Origin of the sequence: Clostridium sp. 7_2_43FAA, assembly GCF_000158375.2 — a bacterium.
GTDB lineage: Bacteria > Bacillota > Clostridia > Clostridiales > Clostridiaceae > Clostridium > Clostridium tertium.
This window is the reverse complement of the sequence record NZ_JH815222.1, coordinates 3,112,337-3,135,165: the sequence shown is the minus strand read 5'-3', so window position 1 is coordinate 3,135,165 and position 22,829 is coordinate 3,112,337. Positions and strand designations below refer to the sequence as shown.

The 22,829-nt window shown below is 30.9% G+C and carries 21 protein-coding genes; 18 read left to right on the top strand and 3 right to left on the bottom strand.

The window, feature by feature from the left end:
• The first annotated feature begins 67 nt into the window (after nucleotides 1-67).
• Genes ptb through buk (CSBG_RS15785) form a run of 3 tightly spaced genes read left to right on the top strand, consistent with a single transcriptional unit; the run spans nucleotide 68 to nucleotide 3,164 of the window.
• Nucleotides 68-976 carry a phosphate butyryltransferase gene (gene ptb / locus CSBG_RS15795; protein ID WP_008681116.1) on the top strand — a complete coding sequence of 303 codons (909 nt, stop codon included), beginning with the start codon at nucleotides 68-70 and terminating at the stop codon, nucleotides 974-976.
• A gap of 26 nt (nucleotides 977-1,002) precedes the next feature.
• Entirely contained in the window at nucleotides 1,003-2,073 is a 1,071-nt protein-coding gene (gene buk, locus CSBG_RS15790) for a butyrate kinase (protein WP_008681114.1), read from the top strand.
• A 20-nt stretch (nucleotides 2,074-2,093) separates the two neighbouring features.
• Complete coding sequence (gene buk / locus CSBG_RS15785) at nucleotides 2,094-3,164, top strand: butyrate kinase (RefSeq protein ID WP_008681112.1); 1,071 nt, start codon at nucleotides 2,094-2,096, stop codon at nucleotides 3,162-3,164.
• Between the two features lie 311 nt (nucleotides 3,165-3,475).
• Here buk (CSBG_RS15785) and CSBG_RS15780 read toward each other — a convergent pair whose 3' ends face one another.
• Nucleotides 3,476-4,606: a zinc-dependent alcohol dehydrogenase gene (locus CSBG_RS15780; RefSeq protein WP_008681110.1), complete on the bottom strand. Its 1,131-nt coding sequence runs from the start codon at nucleotides 4,604-4,606 to the stop codon at nucleotides 3,476-3,478.
• A 502-nt stretch (nucleotides 4,607-5,108) separates the two neighbouring features.
• Complete coding sequence (locus CSBG_RS15775; RefSeq protein ID WP_008681109.1) at nucleotides 5,109-5,288, bottom strand: hypothetical protein; 180 nt, start codon at nucleotides 5,286-5,288, stop codon at nucleotides 5,109-5,111.
• Nucleotides 5,289-5,432: 144 nt separating this feature from the next.
• Here CSBG_RS15775 and CSBG_RS15770 point away from each other — a divergent pair, with 144 nt between their 5' ends.
• The 3 genes from CSBG_RS15770 (at nucleotide 5,433) to glmM (ending at nucleotide 8,119) form a co-directional block, all read left to right on the top strand.
• A complete protein-coding gene (locus CSBG_RS15770) occupies nucleotides 5,433-6,266 on the top strand; it encodes an AIM24 family protein (RefSeq protein WP_008681108.1) in 834 nt (277 codons plus the stop codon).
• Nucleotides 6,267-6,360: 94 nt separating this feature from the next.
• On the top strand, nucleotides 6,361-6,660 hold the full coding sequence (locus CSBG_RS15765; protein WP_008681107.1) for a YerC/YecD family TrpR-related protein: 300 nt from the start codon (nucleotides 6,361-6,363) through the stop codon (nucleotides 6,658-6,660).
• A gap of 115 nt (nucleotides 6,661-6,775) precedes the next feature.
• On the top strand, nucleotides 6,776-8,119 hold the full coding sequence (gene glmM / locus CSBG_RS15760) for a phosphoglucosamine mutase (RefSeq protein ID WP_008681106.1): 1,344 nt from the start codon (nucleotides 6,776-6,778) through the stop codon (nucleotides 8,117-8,119).
• Between the two features lie 178 nt (nucleotides 8,120-8,297).
• Here glmM and CSBG_RS15755 read toward each other — a convergent pair whose 3' ends face one another.
• Entirely contained in the window at nucleotides 8,298-8,648 is a 351-nt protein-coding gene (locus CSBG_RS15755; RefSeq protein ID WP_008681104.1) for a hypothetical protein, read from the bottom strand.
• Between the two features lie 688 nt (nucleotides 8,649-9,336).
• Between CSBG_RS15755 and ilvN the strand changes: the two genes are divergently transcribed.
• The 12 genes from ilvN (at nucleotide 9,337) to CSBG_RS15695 (ending at nucleotide 22,349) form a co-directional block, all read left to right on the top strand.
• Nucleotides 9,337-9,849, top strand: a complete 513-nt coding sequence (gene ilvN / locus CSBG_RS15750) for an acetolactate synthase small subunit (RefSeq protein WP_008681103.1) — start codon at nucleotides 9,337-9,339, stop codon at nucleotides 9,847-9,849.
• Between the two features lie 129 nt (nucleotides 9,850-9,978).
• Nucleotides 9,979-11,574, top strand: coding sequence for a citramalate synthase (cimA, locus tag CSBG_RS15745; protein WP_008681102.1), 1,596 nt, complete (start codon nucleotides 9,979-9,981; stop codon nucleotides 11,572-11,574).
• Nucleotides 11,575-11,589: 15 nt separating this feature from the next.
• Nucleotides 11,590-12,864: a 3-isopropylmalate dehydratase large subunit gene (gene leuC, locus CSBG_RS15740; protein WP_008681101.1), complete on the top strand. Its 1,275-nt coding sequence runs from the start codon at nucleotides 11,590-11,592 to the stop codon at nucleotides 12,862-12,864.
• Between the two features lie 189 nt (nucleotides 12,865-13,053).
• Nucleotides 13,054-13,566, top strand: a complete 513-nt coding sequence (gene leuD / locus CSBG_RS15735) for a 3-isopropylmalate dehydratase small subunit (protein WP_008681100.1) — start codon at nucleotides 13,054-13,056, stop codon at nucleotides 13,564-13,566.
• Between the two features lie 182 nt (nucleotides 13,567-13,748).
• The gene (gene leuB, locus CSBG_RS15730) at nucleotides 13,749-14,825 is read left to right on the top strand and encodes a 3-isopropylmalate dehydrogenase (RefSeq protein WP_008681099.1); all 1,077 of its coding nucleotides are present in this window, start codon (nucleotides 13,749-13,751) and stop codon (nucleotides 14,823-14,825) included.
• 14 nt (nucleotides 14,826-14,839) lie between these two features.
• Nucleotides 14,840-16,498, top strand: coding sequence for a dihydroxy-acid dehydratase (gene ilvD / locus CSBG_RS15725; RefSeq protein WP_008681098.1), 1,659 nt, complete (start codon nucleotides 14,840-14,842; stop codon nucleotides 16,496-16,498).
• 287 nt (nucleotides 16,499-16,785) lie between these two features.
• Entirely contained in the window at nucleotides 16,786-18,462 is a 1,677-nt protein-coding gene (gene ilvB, locus CSBG_RS15720; RefSeq protein ID WP_008681097.1) for a biosynthetic-type acetolactate synthase large subunit, read from the top strand.
• A 12-nt stretch (nucleotides 18,463-18,474) separates the two neighbouring features.
• The gene (ilvC, locus tag CSBG_RS15715; protein ID WP_008681096.1) at nucleotides 18,475-19,479 is read left to right on the top strand and encodes a ketol-acid reductoisomerase; all 1,005 of its coding nucleotides are present in this window, start codon (nucleotides 18,475-18,477) and stop codon (nucleotides 19,477-19,479) included.
• 100 nt (nucleotides 19,480-19,579) lie between these two features.
• Complete coding sequence (locus tag CSBG_RS15710) at nucleotides 19,580-20,008, top strand: hypothetical protein (protein ID WP_008681095.1); 429 nt, start codon at nucleotides 19,580-19,582, stop codon at nucleotides 20,006-20,008.
• Nucleotides 20,009-20,251: 243 nt separating this feature from the next.
• Nucleotides 20,252-21,211, top strand: a complete 960-nt coding sequence (gene menA / locus CSBG_RS15705; protein ID WP_008681093.1) for a 1,4-dihydroxy-2-naphthoate polyprenyltransferase — start codon at nucleotides 20,252-20,254, stop codon at nucleotides 21,209-21,211.
• A gap of 251 nt (nucleotides 21,212-21,462) precedes the next feature.
• Entirely contained in the window at nucleotides 21,463-21,951 is a 489-nt protein-coding gene (locus tag CSBG_RS15700) for a hypothetical protein (RefSeq protein WP_008681092.1), read from the top strand.
• Between the two features lie 137 nt (nucleotides 21,952-22,088).
• Nucleotides 22,089-22,349, top strand: a complete 261-nt coding sequence (locus tag CSBG_RS15695; RefSeq protein WP_035285529.1) for a GIY-YIG nuclease family protein — start codon at nucleotides 22,089-22,091, stop codon at nucleotides 22,347-22,349.
• The last annotated feature ends 480 nt before the right edge of the window (nucleotides 22,350-22,829 follow it).

Here is a 22,829-nt window from a genome sequence, read left to right as displayed (position 1 = left end):
TTCTCAATTATTAGAATAATATTTAATTATTAGAATAAATTCACACTATTATATAAGGGGTGCAGAAATGAGTAAGAATTTTGATGACTTATTAAAAAAGGTTAATGGATGTGCTAAAAAGAAGGTTGCAGTAGCAGTAGCACAAGATGAGCCAGTATTAGAAGCAGTTAAAGCAGCTAAGGAAAGAGGAATTGCAGATGCAATATTAGTTGGGGATTCAGTAAAAATAAAAGAAATAGCTGATAAGATCGATATGGATCTTACACAATTTGAAATTGTAAATGAAACAAATGTAAATAAGGCAGCTTTAGAAGCTATAAGATTAGTATCATCTGGTGAAGCAGATATGGTTATGAAAGGTTTAGTGGATACAGCTACATTTTTAAGAAGTGTTCTTAATAAAGAAGTTGGTTTAAGAACAGGAAAATTAATGTCTCATGTTGCTGTGTTTGAAATAGAAGGAATAGATAGATTAATTTTATTAACTGATGCAGCCTTTAATACTTATCCAGATTTAAAGGCAAAGGTACAAATATTAAACAATGCAGTAGATGTTGCTCATGCTTGCGGAATAGAATTACCAAAGGTTGCTCCAGTATGTGCAGTAGAGGTAGTTAATCCAGATATGCCAGCAACAATAGATGCATCATTATTATCAAAAATGAATGATAGAGGACAAATTAAAGGTTGTATAGTGGACGGGCCTTTAGCTCTAGATAATGCATTATCAGAAGAGGCAGCCCATCATAAAGGAATAACAGGAAAAGTAGCAGGAAAAGCAGATGTAATTTTACTTCCAAATATTGAAACAGCAAATGTTATGTATAAAACATTAACATATACATCAAAATCAAGAAATGGAGGACTTTTAGTTGGAACATCTGCACCTGTAATTTTAACATCGAGAGCTGATAGTTTTGAAACAAAGGTACACTCCATTGCGCTAGCTGCATTAGTTGCAGAAGCAAAAAAATAATATAAGAATATGGGGGAGACTTTGCTATGTCTTACAAACTATTAATTATCAATCCAGGATCGACTTCAACTAAAATTGGTGTATACCAAGATGAAAAAGAGGTTTTTGTTAAGACCTTAAGACATTCCGCAGAAGAGATAGGAAAATACGATAGTATATATAATCAGTTCCTATTTAGAAAAGAAATAATTATAAAGGCATTAGAGGAAAATAATATTGACGTAAAAACCCTAAATGCAATCGTTGGTAGAGGTGGAATGCTAAAGCCAATGGAAGGCGGAACATATTTAGTAAATGATTTTATGTTAGATGATTTGAAAGTTGGAGTACAAGGACAACATGCTTCTAACTTAGGTGGAATAATTTCAAATGAAATTGCTAAAGAATTAGATATACCAGCATATATAGTTGACCCAGTAGTTGTTGATGAATTAGAAGATTTAGCAAGGATATCAGGAGTACCCGAATTACCAAGAGTTAGTAAGTTTCATGCTTTAAATCAAAAAGCAGTTGCAAAAAGGTATGGAACAGAATCTAGAAAAGGTTATGAAAATTTAAATTTAATAGTGGTACATCTAGGTGGAGGAGTTTCAGTAGGAGCTCATAAAAATGGAAAAGTAATTGATGTAAATAATGCCTTAGATGGAGATGGACCATTTTCACCAGAAAGAGCAGGAAGCGTTCCAATTGGTGAATTAATTAAGTTATGTTTTAGTGGTAAATATACAGAAAAAGAAATGTATAGCAAAATAGTTGGAAAAGGTGGATTCGTAGCATATTTAAATACAAATGATGCTAGAGAATTAGAAGATTGGGTAAATGAAGGAAGAGAGGATGCTATAAAGTATTATAATGCATTTGTTTATCAAATTGCTAAGTCAATAGGAGAAATGGCAACTGTTTTAGAAGGAAAAGTAGATAGAATTATAGTTACAGGCGGAATAGCTTATTGGAAGCAGCTTATAATTGATTTAAATACTAAAGTAGGCTTTATAGCACCAATTACAGTTTATCCAGGAGAAGACGAGCTATTAGCTTTAGCTCAAGGAACTTTAAGAGTTCTGAGGGGAGAAGAGATAGCTAAAGAATATAAATAAGCAGTTAGGAGGACGTTTAAATGGCTTTAAAATTACTTATAATAAATCCAGGTTCAACATCAACTAAAATAGGGGTATATGATGGGGAACAAGAAGTATTAGTGGAAACTTTAAGACACTCATCAGAGGAAATATCAAAATATGAAACAATATACGATCAATTTAAATTTAGAAAAGATATAATAGTGAATGTATTAAAAGAAAAGAATTTTGACATAAACACTTTAGATGCAGTAGTAGGTAGAGGTGGAATGCTAAAGCCTATGGAAAGTGGTACTTATAAAGTTAATGAAAAAATGCTTCAGGATTTAAAAGATGGTGTGCAAGGACAGCATGCTTCAAATTTAGGAGGAATAATTGCAAACCAAATAGGTAATGAGCTGAATATACCAGCTTTCATAGTAGATCCAGTAGTTGTTGATGAACTTAATGAAGTAGCAAGAATTTCAGGCGTTCCTGAATTACCAAGAGTTAGTAAGTTCCATGCATTAAATCAAAAGGCTGTAGCTAAAAGATATGCAAAGGAATCAGGAATTAAATATACAGATTTAAACTTAATAGTAGTTCATATGGGAGGCGGAGTTTCAGTAGGAGCTCATAAAAATGGAAAAGTAGTAGATGTAAATAATGCTTTAGATGGAGAAGGTCCATTTTCGCCAGAAAGAGCAGGTTCATTACCAGTAGGAGCACTTATAAAAATGTGCTATAGCGGTAAATTTACAGAACAAGAAGTATATACTAAGGCAGTTGGAAAAGGTGGGTTTGTAGCATATTTAAATACAAATGACGCTAGAGATGTGTTAAAATTAGCAGCAGAAGGAAATAAAGAAGCTCAAATTTGTTTTGATGCATTTATATATCAAATTTCTAAATCAATTGGAGAAATGGCAACAGTTTTAGAAGGAAAAGTTGATAGAATAATATTCACAGGTGGAATAGCTTATTCAGAAAAAGTTATAGATGAATTAAAGAAAAGAGTAGGATGGATAGCACCTATTACAATTTATCCAGGAGAAGATGAATTATTAGCTTTAGCACAAGGAGCAATAAGAGCTATGACAGGAGAAGAAGAAGCTAAGGAATACATTTAAACTGAGAATATAAAGGCTAAGATAACTAGATATGTTCCACAAGCTAAATAGCTATGCAAAGAAGTACTAGGCTCGTAAGATGTACTATGCTAAGAGTTTTGGCTAACTCGCTACGCTCAAACAAACCAACAAAGCTAAGGCCTAGTACCTCTTCCTTCGCCAAGTACTTCTAATTGCTCGCTATATGCTTATTTCACGTATTCTATTTATCTTAGCCAACTTATATTTTAAATTTAAATTAATATTGGGGAATGAAATAGTTAGAAGCAAAAAATCATTAACTTTTCATTATTTTGCTCTGTAAAATGCTACTAAGGTTTTAATATTACCTTTATGCAATTGTCTTTTTTATTATCAAAAATATCATAAGCATGTTCACCATCAGATAATGATATTTTGTGTGTTATTATATCTCTAGCATCGAATTTACCTTCTTGTATAAGCTTTAAAATAGGATTAACATATGCTTGCGCTGGGCATTGACCCATTTTTAAGGTTACATTTCTAGAAAAGAAATCGCCTAGTGGAAATAAGTTATACCTAGCACCATAAACACCTACCATAGAAACAGTACCACATTTTCTAATAGCTCTACTAGCAATTTCTATTGCAGATTTTGAGCCACCTTGTAGTTTTAGCATTGATTCTATTTTTTCAAAAGTAGACATTTTACCATCCATACCAACGCAATCAATTACTACATCAGCGCCACCGTTAGTTAATTCTTTTAAGTATTCTCCAGTGTCATCATAGTCTTCTAAGTTAACAGTTTCTACACCTTTATAACTTTTAGCATGGTTTAATCTATAATCTACACAATCTACAGCAATGACCCTTTTTGCACCTTTAAATATTGCCCACTTTATAGATAAAAGTCCAACTGGTCCACATCCAAGTACTACAACAGTATCACCTTTTTTCATACAACTCATTTCAACACCCCAATAAGATGTTGGTAATATATCAGTTAAAAATAATACTTGTTCATCTTCAAGACCTTCAGGAATTATAGTAGGACCAACATTGGCATAAGGAACTCTTAAATATTCTGCTTGGCCTCCATCATAACCTCCAAAGGTATCGCTATATCCCAATAATCCTCCAGCCTCTCCATATGGATTAGAATTATCACATTGTGAATATAATTCATGTTCACAATACCAGCAATGTCCACAAGAAACAGGGAAAGGTACAATAACTCTATCACCTTTCTTAATCTTTTTAACATCTTTACCTACTTCTTCAACTATTCCCATAGTTTCATGGCCTAAAACTGAGCCTTTTTTAAGATTAGGGACCATGCCATGAATTAAATGAAGATCAGACCCACATATTGCTGTAGATGTAACTTTAACTATAATATCTTCATTATGTTCTATTTTAGGATTTTCAACATTTTCAACTCTAACATCTCTAACACCCTTATATACAATTGCTTTCATAAGATACCTCCTAAAATGTAATAAATATAGTTTTACAATTTATTGCGGATAATATACTTAAGAAATAAGGAAAGTAATAGAGGTTATATATCTTATAGAAATTGTTAAGCTTTCAATAAAATGTTTAATTTCTTTAATTAAATTAGAATGGTTAAAAAGAGATAAGTTATAGTTTATAAGAATTTTGTTTAATGGGAAAATAAGGTGTTAAGTTGATTCAAATAAATATGTTTATTGTTCATAGAATAAAGGAGATAATATATTAGGTGTGATTAATGTATTGACTATGGAAATATTATTTACATCCATAGTCAATACTAATTAAAGTTTAAGATATATACGTTTCAATTAATACTCTGAATTACTATGGTGCTATAATATTAAAAGTTACTAGTCATGATTAAGAAAATAGTAAAATTGAAATCATATATTATTTAATTTTTATGTGAGAAAAATTTATAAAGTCAGTTGCTAGATGAATTTGAATAAACTTTGCTAAATACTAGGGTTTTAATATTATTTTTATGTAAGAATCCTTTTTGCTGCTAAATATATTAGATGAGTAATTTTGAGTGTCAAATGTACTAGATTGGTCATTTACATTATTTGAAGAAACTCCTTGATTTATTACGTCTTTTGTATGTCTAGTATCTGTAATACCTTCATATACAATTGCTTTCATAAAGCACCTCCAACAAATTAAATAAATTTTCAATTAATGAATATATCTTAATTCTGCCAAAGTTGAATATAAAATATACATAAAAATATATTGTAGTTTGAAAATATAAAACTATGTTAAAATGTAGATGAAGGGGGAGATATTATGATAACTTCATTCAATACAAATAATAAGATGACAATGGTGTCAGAAATGAGAAGTGACAGCATATTTCAGATTTTAGAGTATGATGATTTAGAGGGATCGGATGATTTAAACTTATCAATTCAGTTAGATTTTATGAAAAAATCATCAATTAAATTAAGACAAATTAGATTAATATTAGATGATAGTTCAGTTAAAATAGAAGCAGGAGCCCTAAGCTATATGAAGGGTAATATAGAGATAGAAAATAAAACTGGAGGAATTCTAGGTCTTGGGAAAAAGTTCTTTTCAAGTAAGGTAACAAATGAGCCAATGTTTAAACCAATTATTAGGGGAACTGGTGAGGTGTTTTTAGAGCCTACCTTTGGACATTTTACTTTAATAGAACTAGAAGATGAAGAAATAATAGTTGATGATGGATTATTTTATGCATGTGAAGAGAGTATAGAAGTAGAGCCTGTAATGCATAAAAATGTATCTTCATTAATTTTTGGAAATGAAGGAGTGTACCAAACTAAATTAAGTGGAAGTGGAATAGTAGTATTAGAAATACCAGTTCCAGATAAAGAAATATTAAGATGTAAGATGTTTAGAGATACTTTAAAGGTAGACGGTAATTTTGCTATTTTAAGAAGTTCTAATATAGAATTTACAGTAGAAAAGTCAGGAACTACGTTAATAGGAACTGCGCTTAATGGAGAGGGTTTACTAAATGTATATAGAGGGACAGGAGAAGTATGGTTAGTTCCAACTAAGGCTATATATGATGAATTAAAGGAAAAGGGATTAAAAGAATTAGTATATCCGCAAAGAGACAGTGATACAGAAATTTAAATAAATAATACTTCAAGGTAATAAAGTTGTAAACTAATGAAAATATAGTTATAATTTATTAAGAGTATTCAAAAGAAAACAAGGGGTGAGATATTTGGGTCAAGCAGAAAGCAAGCTTAAAAATCCAGAACTAGATCTATTTTTTGAAGCTGTTTTAAAGTTAGGAAGTATAGATGATTGCTATAATTTCTTTGAAGATGTTGCAACAATAAATGAACTTAAGGCACTAGCGCAGAGAATGCATGTTGCAAAGATGTTAAAGGAAAAGAAGGTATATACAGAAATTGCAGAAGAAACGGGAGCCAGTACAGCAACTATAAGCAGAGTAAATAAATGCTTGAATTATGGTACTGGAGGATATAATTTAATTTTAGATAGACTAAAAGAAAAGTAGAATATAATAAAGTTTTAATAATAATAAAGTTGTAATATATAACTTGTGAATGTATACTATTTATTAGGACATTATGTAAAACCAATAAACCAATAGAAAAAGTGAGGTAAAAAATATGGGTAGAATGTTTGGGACAGATGGAGTTAGAGGTATCGCCAACACAGAATTAACATCTGAAATAGCGTATGGCTTAGGGAGAGCAGGAGCTTATGTATTAACAGAAGGAACTCACAAGCCAAAAATATTAGTTGCAAAAGATACAAGAATATCAGGAGATATGCTAGAAGCAGCTTTAGTATCAGGAATATTATCAGTAGGAGCTGAAGCTGTTATATTAGGTGTTGTTCCAACTCCAGCAGTAGCACATTTAATAAGAGAATATAATGCTGATGCAGGTATAATGATTTCAGCATCACATAATCCTGTAGAATATAATGGTATAAAGTTTTTTGATAATAAAGGATACAAGTTACAAGATGAATTAGAAGATGAAATTCAAAGAGTTATAGAAAGTGGCTTTGAAGGCGTGCCAAGCCCAACAGGACATGACTTAGGAAGATCATCTATGGAAATTGGAGCTCTTGACGAATATACTGATTATGCATTATCAACAATTCCAGTAGATTTAAAAGGTTTAAGAGTAGCTTTAGATTGTGCAAATGGTGCATGTTACAAGGCTGCAGTAAAGGCATTTAGACAACTTGGAGCAGAAGTTTATGTTATAAATGATAATCCAGATGGAACAAACATAAATGAAAACTGTGGATCAACTCATCCAGAAGAATTACAAGATTATGTTGTAAGAAAAAAATGTGATTTAGGATTTGCTTTTGATGGTGATGCAGACAGATGTTTAGCAGTAGATGAAAAAGGAAATCTTATAAATGGAGATTTCATACTAATGTTATGCGCAAAACATCTTAAGGACTTAGGTAAGCTTAAGGATGATACTTTAGTTGTTACAGTAATGAGTAACTTAGGGTTAGACATTGCTTGTAAGAAAGAAAATATAAAGACAATAAAGACTAAAGTTGGAGACAGATATGTATTAGAAGAAATGGTTAAGGATGGTTATATTTTAGGTGGGGAGCAATCTGGACATATAATATTCTTAGATTATAATACAACTGGTGATGGATTAGTTACAGCTCTTCAAGTTGCAGCAATAAGAAAGAGAAGTGGAAAAACTTTAAGTGAGCTAGCTGGAATAATGAAGGAGCTTCCTCAAGTTTTAGTTAATGCTAAAGTTCCAAATGAAAAGAAAAATATATACTTAGAAGATGAAGAAATAATTAATGAAATAAAGAAAATAGAAGAAGCACTGCATGGTGCAGGTAGAGTCTTAATTAGACCTTCAGGAACAGAACCACTAGTTAGAGTTATGCTTGAAGGAGAAGATCAAGAAGAAATAGATAAAATGGCACATGGATTAGCGGATTTAATATTAAGTAAAATATAGTAGAAAAATGAAAGAATGAAGTGCTGTTTGAAATTATTATTTCAAATGTACATGAAATAATTAAAGAAGAAACTCAGCTGAAGAGCTGAGTTTCTTCTTTAATATAATATATAATTATTTTACGAATTTAGTCAAATTTCAAGGGACTAACGTTTCGTTATATCCTTGAATTTTATGCCTATTCCTCTATTGTTACTGATAATTGTAATTCTCCATTATCCTTTACATCATTTATTCTTACATGAAGTACTCCTGAATATTTAACAGCAACACCTGGGTTAATTGCATGAGGTTTTAATGCATATGAGAAATTCTCTTCATTTGCTTTATTATACATCATAATATCAGTATGATTCTTTAGATTGATAGTAGAAATACCTGTCTGTTTATTTTGTCTAGGTTTTAATGTAGGAATAACTACATCTTCTGACATACTTCCTTCATAATTAAAGGAAATATCATTAATAGTTGTATCAGTATTGTTGGTGATATTTACCACGGTTAATTGTAGTAGTGGAAATCCATACATAAAAAACATCCCTCTCAATTTAAATATTTTATATTAAAATAAATAAATTATTATTAACAAATTATCTGTTTTAGTATCTTGTGAACTAAATTTAATTTAGAATGTAAAATTATATATAAGTAATATGTTTTAAAATCTACTGATTAATAAATAAGAATCTTAGATTTAAACTGTAAATTAAATTAGCAAAAAAATGTATATTTTTCTAATACATATTTATGATGATGAAAAAATAATTACTTATTTATCAATAGATATATAATTTGAATATTAAAATGGTAATATTATACTCTTGAAATAGTATTCAAAAAGCAATCTGGTAAAGTTTTTACTTTATAATTGACACTTGAAGAAATGAAGAGTAAAATTTTAGCAATAACAAAATTTAATATGTCCTTATAAGTTTTATAAATGCGAAGACGGAGACTTTTATTTAGGCGATAAAGTTACAGAGAGTCCATGGTAGGTGTGAATGGATACTTTACTAAATAAATATCACTCTAGAGCAGTGTCCAGAAAGTACAAGGGGGTATGAGTAAGCGACTACCGGTAAGCACCGTTAAAGGCAAGGGTTTGTTAGAACCTAGTGATAGTATAATTTAAGGCGGAATGTTTATTACCACCATATTGAGTCATATCATTAAGGGTGGTTTTTTTACACAATTTTTTAATAAAGGGGGCTAAAAATTTGGAAAGGCATGTATTATCTGTACTGGTACGTAATTCATCTGGGGTATTAACTAGAGTTTCAGGATTATTTGCAAGGCGTGGATTTAATATTGATAGTTTAACTGTTGGAAGAACAGAGAATCCAGAAATATCAAGAATGACAATCGTATTAATGGGAAATGAAGATATACTAGAACAATTTACAAAACAACTCAATAAGCTAGAAGATGTTCTAAGAGTACATGAATTAAAGTCAGAATTTTCGGTATATAGGGAATTAGTTTTAATTAAAGTACAAGCTTCACCAGAAAAAAGAGGGGCAATAAACGAAGTAGTAAAAATATTTAGAAGCAAGATAATAGATGTTGCTCATAACACAGTAACAATAGAGTTGACTGGCGATGATAGTAAAATAAATGCATTAATAGAGCTTATGGAAGACTACGGAATAGTAGAAATAGTAAGGACAGGAATAGCAGCATTAGAAAGAGGCGATAAAGATATAACAAGTTATGGGGAATACTTTAATTGAAATGAAAAAATGGAGGAATGAAAGAATGAAAGAATTTAGGTTGAAATTCTTTTGGAATTTCTTTATTTCATTAAATTTTTCATTATTAATGTTTTCATTCTTCCCATTACTATTGGGGGTGTTTTAGCAATGAGCAATAGGCGAATAGAGATTTTTGATTCGACTTTGAGAGATGGGGCACAGGGTGAAGATATTTCATTTTCTCTTGAGGATAAGATAAAGGTTGCTGTGGCGTTAGATGATATGGGGGTATCTTATATAGAGGCGGGGAATCCAGGATCAAATCCAAAGGATATGGAATTTTTTAAAAGGATGAAGGAAGTTGATTTAAAGAATTCTAAGTTAGCAGCATTTGGGGCAACAAGAAAAGCTAACATTAAGGTTGAAGATGATATTAATATTAAAAGTTTAATAAAAGCAGAAACAGATGTTATTGTTATCTTTGGTAAAGCGTGGGATTTTCAAGTTAAGGAAATATTGAAAACTTCATTGCAGGAAAATATAAATATGATAAATGATTCAATTAAATATATAAAAAGCAAGAGTAAAGAAGTCATATTTGATGCAGAGCATTTCTTTGATGGATATAAAGAAAATAAAGCATATGCTATGGAAACTATAAATACGGCAAAGGAAGCTGGGGCTGATGTAATAGTATTATGCGATACAAATGGGGGGACGCTTCCATCTGAAATTAGAGATATATCAAAGGATGTAATGAAATCAATAGGTGGACGAGTAGGAATTCATTGTCATAATGATATTGGAATGGCTATATCAAATTCAATAATAGCTGTAGAAGAAGGAATATGCCATGTTCAGGGAACTTTTATAGGTGTTGGAGAAAGATGTGGCAATGCTAATTTATCAGCTATTATCCCAACATTACAATTAAAAATGGGATTTGAAGCTATACCACAAGAAAGATTAGCAAATTTAACAAAGACATCAAGGTTCATTTCAGAAATTTCAAATATAAATTTATCAGACAATATGCCATATATAGGAGCATCAGCTTTTGCACATAAGGGTGGGATGCATATAGATGCAGTTTGTAAGTCGTCAAAATCATATGAGCATATAAAACCAGAGCTTATAGGAAATGATAGAAGATTTTTAGTATCAGAAGTAAGCGGTAAAAGTACAATTCTAAAAGAAATACAAAAAAATTTTCCAAACATAACAAGAGAAAGTGAAGAAGTAGAAAAGATAACTAATAGACTAAAGGAATTAGAATATGAAGGCTATAAGTTTGAAGGAGCAGAAGGAACAGTAGAACTTTTAATAAGAAAAACTATAGGAAAGTATAAACCATTTTTCAAACTTAACCATTTTAAAACCATAGGAGAGCAGCCATTGAATAATAAATATTTTACTTCAACAGCATTAATCAATATAACAGTTGATGGTAAAAATAAAATGACTGCATCTGAAGGTGATGGTCCTGTAAATGCATTGGATAAGGCATTAAGAGAAGCACTTGAAAGTTTTTATCCACAATTAAAAGAAGTAAGATTAGTAGATTATAAGGTTAGAGTTTTAGATTCGGAAAGTGCTACAGGAGCAAAGGTAAGAGTTCTTATAGAATCAACAGATGGAATAGAAAATTGGAGTACAGTTGGGGTATCAAGAGATGTTGTTCAGGCCAGTTGGATAGCTTTAGTTGATTCATTAGAGTATAAATTAATAAAAGATATAGAAAAAACAGTAAGAATGTATTTTTAAAAGGGGGACTATAAGATGGGAATGACTATGACTCAAAAGATTCTAGCAGCTCATGCAGGTTTAGAAAGTGTAAAGGCAGGGCAATTAATTGAAGCAAACTTAGATTTGGTGTTAGGTAATGATATTACATCTCCAGTTGCAGTAAAGGAATTTAATAAACTAAATTTAGATAAAGTATTTAATAAAGATAAAATAGCTATAGTACCAGATCACTTTACACCTAATAAAGATATAAAAGCAGCAGAACAGTGCAAGCTTATTAGAGAATTTGCGAGAGAAAAAGAAATAACTAATTTCTTTGAAGTTGGAGAAATGGGAATAGAGCATTGTTTAATACCAGAAAAAGGATTAGCCGTTGCAGGGGATGTTGTAATTGGGGCAGATTCACATACTTGCACATATGGAGCATTAGGAGCATTTTCAACAGGAATAGGATCAACAGATATGGCGGCTGGAATGGCGACAGGTAAGTGTTGGTTTAAGGTTCCTTCAGCAATAAAGTTTGTTTTAAAAAATAAGCCATCAAAATGGGTTAGTGGAAAAGATGTAATACTTCATATAATCGGTATGATAGGTGTTGATGGTGCTTTATATAGATCCATGGAATTTGTGGGTAACGGATTAAAATATTTATCAATAGATGATAGATTTACAATGGCTAATATGGCTATTGAAGCAGGCGGGAAAAATGGAATATTTCCAGTAGATGATGTGACAATTAGATACTTAGTTGATCATGCACAAAGGGAATGGAAGGTATATGAAGCTGATGAAGATGCTGAGTATGATGAAGTTTATGAAATAGATTTAAGCAAATTAAGGCCAACAGTAGCATTTCCACATTTGCCAGATAACACAAGGACTATAGATGAAGTCGGGGAAGTAGCTGTAGATCAAGTTGTTATAGGATCTTGCACAAATGGAAGAATTTCAGATTTAAGAGTTGCAAGGGATATATTAAAGAATAAAAAAGTTAAAAAGGGAGTTAGATGTATTGTATTCCCAGGAACTCAAAAGATTTATCTTCAAGCTTTAGAAGAAGGTATAATAAAAGATTTAGTAGAAGCTGGAGCAGTAGTTTCAACTCCAACTTGTGGTCCATGCCTGGGCGGGCATATGGGGATACTTGCAAAGGGAGAAAGAGCAATATCAACAACAAATAGAAACTTCGTAGGAAGAATGGGGCATGTTGAATCAGAAGTTTACCTAGCAAGTCCAGCAGTAGCAGCAGCATCAGCATTAACTGGAAAGATAACAAATCCAGAAGAAGTGGGAATAGTGAAAGAGTGAAGGAGTGAAAAAGTTTAGGATGAAATTCCTTCGGAATTTATGTAATAAGAAGTAAGAGGGAAGAGTGAAAAGTGAAGAGTTATGGATGAGATTCCTCTGGAATTTTATTGAAAGTATTTAATAATTCAATTCTGTTGAATTATTATCTCAAATCTTTCACTCTTTCCACTAAAAAAAGGGGGTATATAAATGAAAGCAAGTGGAAGAGTTTTTAAATATGGTGACAATGTCGATACGGATGTAATAATTCCAGCAAGGTATTTAAATACATCGGATCCTAAGGAATTAGCAATGCACTGTATGGAGGATATAGATTCTGATTTTACTAAGAAGGTTGAGAAGGGAGATATAATTGTTGCAAATAAGAATTTTGGATGTGGTTCATCAAGAGAGCATGCTCCAATAGCAATAAAAGAAAGTGGAGTAAGTTGTGTAATAGCATCAACATTTGCAAGGATATTTTATAGAAATGCAATAAATATAGGATTACCAATAATAGAATGCGAAGAAGCGGTTAAGTCAATAGATGCTGGAGATGAGCTTGAAATAGACTTTACAACAGGAGTTATAAACAATAAATCAAAAAAACAAGAATATAAAGGCGAACCATTTCCGGAGTTTATGCAGAAAATAATAAATAGCAATGGACTAGTAAACTATATTAAGAGTGAAAAAGTGAAGAGTGAAGAGGGAAAGAGTTAAGGATGAAATTCTTTCAGAATTTCTGTAATAAGAAATAAGAGGGAAAAGTGAAAGAGGTATTGATGAAATTCCTTTGGAATTTCATTTAGAATATTTAATAATTCAACTCTGTTGAATTATTACCTAAATTTTTAACTTTTAACTCCTTCATTCTTCCCACTATTACAAGGGGGCTTTTTAATATGAATTATAAAATAGCGGTTATACCAGGGGACGGAATTGGCCCAGAGGTTGTGGAACAAACTGTGAATATTTTAAATTGTGTTGGGGATAAGTTTAAGCATGTGTTTGAATATGAGTATTTATTAGCTGGAGGATGCGCAATAGATGAAAAAGGAACACCTCTTCCAGATGAAACTTTGGAAGCATGTAAAAAGGCTGATGCTGTATTACTTGGTGCAGTTGGAGGTCCAAAATGGGATGATCCAAATGCTAAAGTTAGACCAGAGCAAGCATTACTTGGGCTTAGAGGTGGAATGAATTTATATTGTAATTTAAGACCAGCTTTATTATATGCACCACTTAAAGATGCATCTCCACTTAAAGATAGCATTATAGGAGATGGAATTAATATATGCGTAGTTAGAGAATTAACTGGTGGAATATATTTTGGAGAAAGAGGAAGAGAAAATTTAGATGGCGTGTCTGGAGCTTATGATACTGAAAGATACAATGTAAATGAAGTGAAAAGAATAGCTAAAATAGCATTTGATACAGCTATGAAAAGAAAGAAAAAGCTTACAAGTGTTGATAAGGCTAATATTCTAGAAACTTCGAGATTATGGAGAGGTGTTATAGAAGAAGTTGCTAAAGATTATCCAGAAGTAGAAGTAAATCATATGTATGTTGATAATGCTGCTATGCAATTAGTTAGGGATCCAAGACAGTTTGATGTAATAGTAACATCTAATATGTTTGGAGATATTTTATCTGATGAAGCTAGTATGATAACTGGATCAATAGGGATGTTACCATCAGCTTCATTAGGAGAAGGTACTCTTGGAATGTATGAGCCTATACATGGAAGTGCACCAGATATTGCAGGAAAGGGAATAGCCAATCCACTAGCAACAATACTTTCAGCAGCAATGATGCTGAAGTTTAGTTTCAATTTAGAAAAAGAAGCAAAGCTTATAGAAGATTCTGTTGTAAAAGTTCTTGAAGAGGGATATAGAACAGGTGACATAATGAGTGAAGGAATGAAGCTAGTTGGAACTAAAGAAATTGGGGAATTAGTTTTAGAAAAAATATTAGGATAAAAGAGGTGAGTTAGTTGAGAAGTGACGTAGTTAAAAAAGGACCATCAAGAGCTCCTCATAGATCATTATTAAAGGCAACAGGTCTTACGGATGGAGAAATAAATAGACCTTTAATTGGAGTTGTAACATCACAAAATGATATAATTCCAGGTCATATAAATTTAGATAAGATAGTTGAAGCAGTAAAAAAGGGAGTATTACTATCTGGTGGAACACCTTTAGTGTTTCCAACTATAGGAGTATGTGATGGTATTGCAATGGGACATGAAGGAATGAAATATTCCTTAGTTACAAGGGAGCTTATAGCAGATACTATTGAGTGTATGGTCAAGGCTCATGGATTTGATGCATTAGTTTTAATACCAAATTGCGATAAAATTGTTCCAGGTATGATGATGGCAGCATTAAGGCTAAATATTCCATCTATTATTGTTAGTGGAGGACCGATGCTTGCAGGAAAATTTAAAGGTAAGGAAGTATCACTTTCAACTATGTTTGAGGCAGTTGGGGCTTATGAGAATGGAACTATGTTAGAAGGAGATTTATGTGAGCTTGAAAATAAGGCATGCCCAACATGTGGATCATGTTCAGGAATGTTTACAGCAAATTCAATGAATTGTTTAGCAGAGGTTTTAGGTTTAGCCTTGCCTGGTAATGGAACTATACCGGCAGTATATTCAGAAAGAATTAGACTTGCTAAGTATGCAGGGATGAGAATAATGGATTTATTAGAAAAAGATATAAAGCCAAGAGATATAGTTAATGAAAAATCTATAAAGAATGCATTGACAGTTGATATGGCACTCGGATGTTCAACAAATAGTGTACTTCATTTAACTGCAATTGCAAATGAAGCAAGGGTAGAAATGAACTTAGACATTATTAATGAAATATCCTCAAAAACTCCAAACCTTTGTAAGTTAGCGCCAGCGTCTGATACTCATATAGAAGATTTATATTGGGCTGGAGGCATACAAGCTGTTATCATGGAACTTTCGAAGAAAGATTTATTAGAGTTAGAGTGTATAACAGCCACTTCTAAGACACATAAGGAAAATTTAAAAGGTGTAGTGGTAAATGATAGTAATGTAATAAGAAGTATAGAAAATCCATATAGCACTACAGGTGGTATTCAAGTGTTAAAAGGAAACCTAGCTGAAGATGGAGCAGTAGTTAAAAAATCAGCAGTATTAGAAGAAATGTTAACACATAAGGGGCCAGCAAGAGTATTTGATTCCGAAGAAGAAGCAATAGAAGCAATTCTTTCTAAAAAAATTATAAAAGGTGATGTAGTAGTAATAAGATATGAAGGACCAAAGGGTGGACCAGGAATGAGAGAAATGCTATCTCCAACATCAGCAATAGCAGGAATGGGCTTAGATAAATACGTAGCATTAATAACAGATGGAAGATTTAGTGGGGCAACAAAAGGAGCTGCAATAGGGCACGTTTCTCCAGAAGCAGCAGAAGGAGGAAATATAGCATTAGTTGAAGAAGGAGATACCATTTCAATAGATATACCAAATGGAAAACTAGAACTTTTAGTAGATGAGGAAGTATTAGCAAGAAGAAGAAAAAATCTAAAAATACTTGAACCAAAAGTAAAAGAAGGATACTTAGCAAGATACGCTAAGTTAGTAAGCTCAGCTAGCAAAGGAGCAATACTGGAGTAGTGAAAAGTGAAAGAGTGAATAGGGAAAGAGTGAAAGAGTTAAGGAAATAATTGATCTTTAATGAATTATAAAAAAAATGAAAAGATAAAAAAATGAAAGAAGTTATGAAATAACTCAGACAAGCTAAGTTATTGGAGAGTAAAAGTTAGAATTGAAGTTGTTAAGGTAGTAGGAAATATGAAATTAATAATTTCAAATTAAATAATTAAGCTTCTGCTTAATTATAACCATAACTTTTTCACTCGTTCATTCTTTCACTCTTCCCATTAAAATTAAGGGGGTTATTTATGTTTTTAACAGGGGCTGAAATATTGATTAAATCTCTCTTGGATGAGGGTGTTGATACTATTTTTGGATATCCTGGTGGTGCTGTTCTTAATATATATGATGAATTGTATAGATATAGGGATAAGATAAATCACATATTAACGGCGCATGAGCAAGGGGCGGCACATGCATCAGATGGGTATGCAAGGGCTACTGGGAAGGTTGGTGTATGTTTAGCAACTTCTGGGCCTGGGGCAACTAATCTTGTGACTGGGATAGCAACTGCATATATGGATTCTATACCAATGGTTGCAATAACGGGAAATGTTACAAAGCAACTTCTTGGAAAAGATAGCTTTCAGGAGGTTGATATAACTGGAATAACTATGCCGATAACAAAGCATAATTATATAGTTAAGGATGTTAATGACTTACAAGGAATTATAAGAGAAGCTTTTTATATAGCTAAAGAAGGAAGACCAGGTCCAGTACTAATAGATATACCAAAAGATATTACAGCAGCTAAAGCAAAATATGAACCTATAATACCAAAGGAAGTAGAGCGAAAAACAAAGCATATAACTGATAAAGCTTTAGAAGAAGTAGCCGCATTAATAAATGAAGCTGAAAATCCTTTTGTATATGCAGGTGGAGGAATAGTTGCATCAGAAGCTTTTGAAGAGCTAAAGGGATTTGTTGAAAAAATAAATTCACCAATAGCTACTTCTCTTATGGCAATCTCAGCATTTCCTTATAATCATCCATTATATACAGGAATGATAGGAATGCATGGAACTAAAGCTTCAAATATATTAGCTACTAAATGTGACCTCTTGATAAATTTAGGAGCAAGGTTTAGTGATAGAGTTATAAATAATCAAAAAAATATAAAGAACGCAAAGGTAATTCATATAGATGTAGATCCGGCAGAAATTAATAAAAACATTAAAGTAGATTCATTTATAGTTGGTGACTTAAAGATCGTTCTTCAAAAATTAATACCATTATTAAAGGAAAAGAAAAATGAAGAATGGTTAAATCAAATGAATGAACTTAAATCTTTAAATGTTAGAGATACTTCAGTTACAGGAGAATTAACTCCAGAATTTTTATTTAGAAAGCTAAGTGAACTAGACGATGGAAGTTTTGTAATTGCAACTGAAGTAGGCCAGCATCAAATGTGGGCTGCTCAGTATTTTGATTATAAATATCCAAGAAGCTTTATATCATCAGGTGGACTTGGAACCATGGGTTTTGGGTTAGGAGCATCGATTGGGGCTCAAATTGCATTAAAGAATAAGCAAGTTTTTAATATAGCTGGAGATGGAAGCTTCGGGATGAATTGCAATGAACTAGTTACAGCAGTAAAGAATAATTTGCCTGTAATTATAATAATAGTCAATAATAATTCATTAGGAATGGTAAGGCAATGGCAAAACTTTTTCTATGAAGCAAGATATTCATCAACAACTTTAAATAGATCAACTGATTTTGTTAAATTAGTAGAGGCCTTTGGGGGAATAGGTTTTAGAGTATATGAAAAAGAAGAACTAGAATCTGCTTTAAGGGAAGCCTTAGAGTTTAAAGGGCCAGTAGTAATAGATTATGTAATTAATAATGATAAAAAAGTATTTCCTATGGTTGCACCTGGTGCACCAATTAATGAAATAATAAGTGAAGAAGATGTAGATAATTAGGGGGTTAGAAAAATGGCAAAAATGTATTATGAAAAGGACACAAATTTAGAATTATTAAAGGGGAAAAAAGTTGCTATAGTTGGATATGGTAGTCAAGGACATGCACATGCATTAAACTTACATGAAAGTGAAGTAGATGTTGTAGTTGGACTTTATGAAGGAAGTAAGTCTTGGGAAAGAGCTGAGAAAGCAGGCTTACAAGTGGCAACAGTAGCAGAAGCTGCAAAAGCTGCAGATGTAGTAGTTATATTATTACCAGATGAAAAGCAAGCAAAGGTATATAATTCAGAAATAGCTCCATACCTAGAAGCAGGAAATTCATTAGTATTTGCACATGGATTTAATATTCACTATGGACAAATAGTTCCACCAGAAAATGTAGATGTATTTATGTGTGCGCCTAAGGGACCAGGACATATTGTAAGAAGAACTTACACAGAAGGATCAGGAGTTCCTTGTTTAATAGCTGTATATCAAAATCCAACAGGAAATGCTCGTGATTTAGCTTTAGCTTATTCAAATGGAATAGGTGGAGCTAGAGCTGGAGTTTTAGAAACTACATTTAAAGATGAAACAGAAACAGATTTATTTGGGGAACAAGCAGTTCTTTGTGGAGGTTGCACAGCACTTATAAAAGCAGGATTTGAAACTTTAGTAGAAGCAGGATATGCTCCTGAAAATGCATATTTTGAGTGTTTACATGAAATGAAATTAATTGTAGATTTACTATATCAAGGCGGAATGAGCATGATGAGATATTCTATATCAGATACTGCTGAATATGGTGACTATATGGTAGGGAATAGAATAGTAACTGAAGAAACAAAGAAAGAAATGAAAAAGGTATTAGCAGAAATTCAAGATGGAACTTTTGCAAAGAATTGGTTACTAGAAAATCAAATTGGAAGACCGATGTTTAATGCAAGAAGAAGAATGGAAGCAGATCATCCAATTGAAAAAGTAGGTCAAGAATTAAGAGAAATGATGAGCTGGATAGATACTAAAAAGTTAGATTAAAAAAGTTTACAAAGTTGTTATGGTTTGTCCATAACAACTTTATTTTATACATATTTAATATATGATATAATAAATTAAGGAAAACAAAGGAGGATTGAGTATGTTTTTGAATGAACTTAGTAGGGAGTTAGGTACTGCCTATATTAACTTACTTGTAGAATTTGCATTAGTAGATGATAAAGTAGAAGAACAAGAGAAGGAATTAATTGAGAGAGCGTTAAAAGAAATGAATATGGAAAACTTTGACTTAGAAGAAGTTAGCCATGAAGAAACAATTAATATCATAAAGAACGCTGGAGGAAGAATAATAAACATAGTATTTTTTGAATTGACTAGAGTTGCACTAGCTGATGCTGAATATGAAATGTCTGAAGTGAGATTTTTAGATGATTTAGCTGAAGAATTAAATATTTCTAGAGTTAAGAGATTCCAAATGGCAGATTATTTTTATAAGCATTCAGAATATGATGAAGGAGATATAGAAAGCCAAGAATCAGCAAAAATAGAAGCACAAGCGTTTTTAAATTAAAAATTAAATAAATAATAGTAAATTAGTAGAGAAAACCTATATGTCTATGTTTTAGAACTTATTTATAAAATTAATAAAATTGAATTTCTCTACTTTTTTCTTTTAATGTTTAAGTGGAAATATATTAGTTTATTCTAATTTTAATTAAAGTTATGAAATTAGTAAACTTACATATTTTCACTTTCCTATTTTGTAAATAAGTAATAAAATAGGTAATGAAATATTTTGAAGGGAGAATTTATTTTGGGAATAGGAAGCTTTTTAAAATTAGTAGAAATACAAACAAAAGTAGCAAGTGTAATTCCATTTTTATTAGGGACTTTTTATAGTTTATACAGATATGATAATTTCAATATAAAAAATGCAATAATAATGTTTTTATCAATGATAATATTTGATATGACTACTACAGCAATCAATAACTATATGGATTATGCAAAAGCAGTCAAAAAAGAAGGATATGGATATGAAACTCATAATGCTATAGTTAGTTATAATTTAAATCCAAAAGTAGTTAGGATAACTATTTATTTTATGCTTATATTAGCAACAGCTTTAGGCTTATTATTAGTTAAAAATACAAATATAATAGTTTTATTAATAGGTGCAGTTTCATTTGTTATAGGAATTACGTATTCATTTGGGCCAATACCAATATCAAGAACACCATTTGGAGAAATATTTTCAGGCCTTGCAATGGGATTTATAATAACATTTTTAACTATATATATACATATATTTGATTTGGGAATATTATCAATTAACTTCAATAATTTAAGTAATATAAGCATTAATTTCAATATAATTGAGTTAATATACATATTTATTGTAAGTTTACCAGCTATAATGGGAATTTCTAATATAATGCTTGTAAATAATATTTGTGACATAGATGAAGATATAGAAAATAAAAGATATACACTTCCAATATATATTGGAAAAGAAAATGCTTTAAAGTTATTTAAATGGTTATATTATATTGGATTTATAGCAATAGTAGTTGGAGTACTACTTAGAATATTACCAATAGTTTCAATAGTAACATTATTAGTATTAAAAGTAATAAATAAAAATATAAATAAGTTCAATAAAATTCAAACTAAAAAAGATACTTTTATATTAGCAGTAAAGAATTTTGTTGTAATGAATGTAACTTATGCATTAACTATATTAGTTGGAGTTGTTTTAAATTTATTTTATTAATTTGTGAGAAATAATTCAAATAATTTTTTAATTTTAAAGAAGGAACTGTCTTTTAAGATAGATCCTTCTTTTTTTACCATAAGTTTAGAGTGAGATGAGTATCATATTGTGGTGACTTTGAGGCTATAGATCTTGTGAGAGCACCATAAATGTGATGCTTACCTAATAAGTATAATTTAAAAATTAAGAGAGAAAATAATTATGTGGTTAAGAGAGAGAATAATTATATGGTGAAAAAAGGAGGAATTAAAATGAAAAAATTATTAATAGGTATGTTAATAACTTGTAGTTTAGGATTAGTAGCCTGTGGAAAAACTACTGCGGAAAATCCATCAACAAACAAAAATTCAGGCACAGGAGTAACAGAAGGAACAAATAATGGGACAAATGGTACTGGCGTGACAGATAATACAAATTCAAATACTAATGGTACCAATAATCAAGGGGGATCAGTAAATGAGAGTAGGACTTCTGTAAATAATTTGTACACAGAATTTAAAGGAAAAGTTGAGGGCGGAATAGAAAATATAAAATCTGAAGATTGGGATAAATATAGCAATGAATTTAAAGGAAAACTTACAAATTTAAAGAATACAGTTGAAGATGCTTCCATAAAAAGTACTGTAGGCGATATGGAAAATCTATTTAACGAATATGATAAAGCAATAAGAGAAAAGACAGATGTTGCTAAAGATAAAGTAGAAGAAATGAAAAATAGGATAGAAAATGCACTAAAGTAGATAGTGAAAAAAGGTTATCTTGAAAAGTATAGTTTAAGATAACCTTTTATTAAGCTATAAATTACTTTTATAAAGGCTTTTTATTGAGTTATAATTTACTTATTAAGATTATAGTAAAGATTAGACTAGGTGATAAAATGAATTATGTTTATATATTAAAATGTAGTGATAACACTTTATACACAGGATGGACAACTTCTCTAGAAAAAAGAATAAAAGCTCATAATAGTGGAAAGGGAGCTAAATATACAAGAGCTAGATTGCCAGTAGAAATAGTATATTTTGAAGAATTTGAAGATAAGAAAGATGCAATGAAAAGAGAATATGCAATAAAGCAATTATCTAGACAGGAAAAATTAAAATTAATAGGTAGTTTTATTGAGGACGATGCAGTTTAAATTAAATGCTAGTAAAGTATATTCTACTTATAATTAAAATTAAATTAATAAAAAATGTAGTTACTTTTGTAAAAAGAAAAGTAACTACATTTTTCTAGAAAATAGATAATTATAAAAGAATAATATTTATCAATTATCAATTCTCCATTGTCAATTGATTATATGTCTAGACATCTACATGTATAGTTATTAATAGAAGTAAACAGGAGTAAATAGAAGATATATAGAATTAATTTAATAAAACAGCTAAAAATAATTAAATTTAGATTAAAATAGTTGATTTTAAGAAAAAATATGTTAGAATTAGTGTAGATTTTAATTTGAAGTGCATAAAATAAATTATAAAAATTAAAAGGAGAATAGAAGAATAGAAAAGCGCCAGAGCTATTTGTTATCTTTAATAGGGCAAATAGCTGACGAGGTTGGGGAGTATCGATACTTCGGCGGGTGCCCCACGGTATTGCACACTACCGTTAACAG

Coding starts and splice junctions, on each gene's coding strand:
- ptb (WP_008681116.1), top strand. CDS start 68: ATGAGTAAGAATTTTGATGACTTATTAAAAAAGGTTAATGGATGTGCT.
- buk (WP_008681114.1), top strand. CDS start 1,003: ATGTCTTACAAACTATTAATTATCAATCCAGGATCGACTTCAACTAAA.
- buk (WP_008681112.1), top strand. CDS start 2,094: ATGGCTTTAAAATTACTTATAATAAATCCAGGTTCAACATCAACTAAA.
- CSBG_RS15780 (WP_008681110.1), bottom strand. CDS start 4,606: ATGAAAGCAATTGTATATAAGGGTGTTAGAGATGTTAGAGTTGAAAAT.
- CSBG_RS15775 (WP_008681109.1), bottom strand. CDS start 5,288: ATGAAAGCAATTGTATATGAAGGTATTACAGATACTAGACATACAAAA.
- CSBG_RS15770 (WP_008681108.1), top strand. CDS start 5,433: ATGATAACTTCATTCAATACAAATAATAAGATGACAATGGTGTCAGAA.
- glmM (WP_008681106.1), top strand. CDS start 6,776: ATGGGTAGAATGTTTGGGACAGATGGAGTTAGAGGTATCGCCAACACA.
- CSBG_RS15755 (WP_008681104.1), bottom strand. CDS start 8,648: ATGTATGGATTTCCACTACTACAATTAACCGTGGTAAATATCACCAAC.
- cimA (WP_008681102.1), top strand. CDS start 9,979: ATGAGCAATAGGCGAATAGAGATTTTTGATTCGACTTTGAGAGATGGG.
- leuC (WP_008681101.1), top strand. CDS start 11,590: ATGGGAATGACTATGACTCAAAAGATTCTAGCAGCTCATGCAGGTTTA.
- leuD (WP_008681100.1), top strand. CDS start 13,054: ATGAAAGCAAGTGGAAGAGTTTTTAAATATGGTGACAATGTCGATACG.
- leuB (WP_008681099.1), top strand. CDS start 13,749: ATGAATTATAAAATAGCGGTTATACCAGGGGACGGAATTGGCCCAGAG.
- ilvB (WP_008681097.1), top strand. CDS start 16,786: ATGTTTTTAACAGGGGCTGAAATATTGATTAAATCTCTCTTGGATGAG.
- ilvC (WP_008681096.1), top strand. CDS start 18,475: ATGGCAAAAATGTATTATGAAAAGGACACAAATTTAGAATTATTAAAG.
- CSBG_RS15710 (WP_008681095.1), top strand. CDS start 19,580: ATGTTTTTGAATGAACTTAGTAGGGAGTTAGGTACTGCCTATATTAAC.
- CSBG_RS15700 (WP_008681092.1), top strand. CDS start 21,463: ATGAAAAAATTATTAATAGGTATGTTAATAACTTGTAGTTTAGGATTA.
- CSBG_RS15695 (WP_035285529.1), top strand. CDS start 22,089: ATGAATTATGTTTATATATTAAAATGTAGTGATAACACTTTATACACA.